The sequence below is a fragment of the Mesorhizobium sp. M2A.F.Ca.ET.039.01.1.1 genome (assembly GCF_003998035.1).
Taxonomy (GTDB): Bacteria; Pseudomonadota; Alphaproteobacteria; order Rhizobiales; family Rhizobiaceae; genus Mesorhizobium.
Genome location: NZ_RZRY01001382.1, coordinates 1 through 727, shown reverse-complemented (window position 1 = coordinate 727; position 727 = coordinate 1). Strand labels below are relative to the sequence as shown.

The window sequence follows — 727 nt, the reverse complement described above, 5'->3', positions numbered from 1 at the left end:
CTATGCAACAACGCCGGATCGGGCGGCGATGATTGCCGGTATGCAACCGCTGCCCAAGGCACAGTCCATTGTGCCCAGCTTGGCCAATCTGCCTGGCGCGCGCTGGTCACCGAAGATGGCGGCGACTGGCTGCTGGGCGAACTGGCGCGCTGGCAGGCATCCGATGCCAACAACGCATCGGTCGGCGCGGCGGGGATTGCGCAGGCACTGGCCGACCTTGATGACGAGGCGAAGTCGCGTTTTGCCAAGAGAGCGGAAGATGCAGGAATTTGGCGGCTGGCCCTCGATGTGCGGGCGTTCGAGGACAATCTTGCTGACTTCGTGCCCTCGATCGCCTTCCGGCCACGGTGCTTCCCAAAAAGGACGACCGCGCGCAGTTCATACGCAATGCGCTCCACGCGGCCGATCTTCGTCCTTCCTTCGATATTTCCAAACAGCCGGCGGAAGTCCAGGCGATCGACCGCAAGAATGATTTGGGCGCCGTTCTGCGGACGGTCGGGCGGCTTGTTGCCTATGCTCCGCAAACGGCGATTCTGCTGCAGGTGATAAATTACAGCGGCGACCTGCGCGTCGGCACAATGGTGGCCGAAGGCCTTAACGCGCGGATCGCGGCAAAACAGCTCGACCCGATCAACAATCCCGATGCCGTCACGGCGGCCATGCTCGATGGGCTCGACTATGTTCTCGGTCGCAAAGACCGGGAGAGTATCCTCGCTGGCTTTGGCAT

Annotated in this window: 2 protein-coding genes; both read left to right on the top strand. The window is 62.2% G+C overall.

Annotation, left to right across the window (positions count from 1 at the left end; translation table 11 throughout):
- Positions 1-546 (top strand): hypothetical protein (locus EOA24_RS42670; RefSeq protein WP_210213664.1); only part of this gene is annotated, 546 nt, incomplete at its 5' end.
- Positions 543-727: hypothetical protein (locus EOA24_RS42665; RefSeq protein WP_210213663.1), on the top strand; the 185-nt coding region annotated here is incomplete at its 3' end. The genes EOA24_RS42670 and EOA24_RS42665, both read left to right, overlap by 4 nt.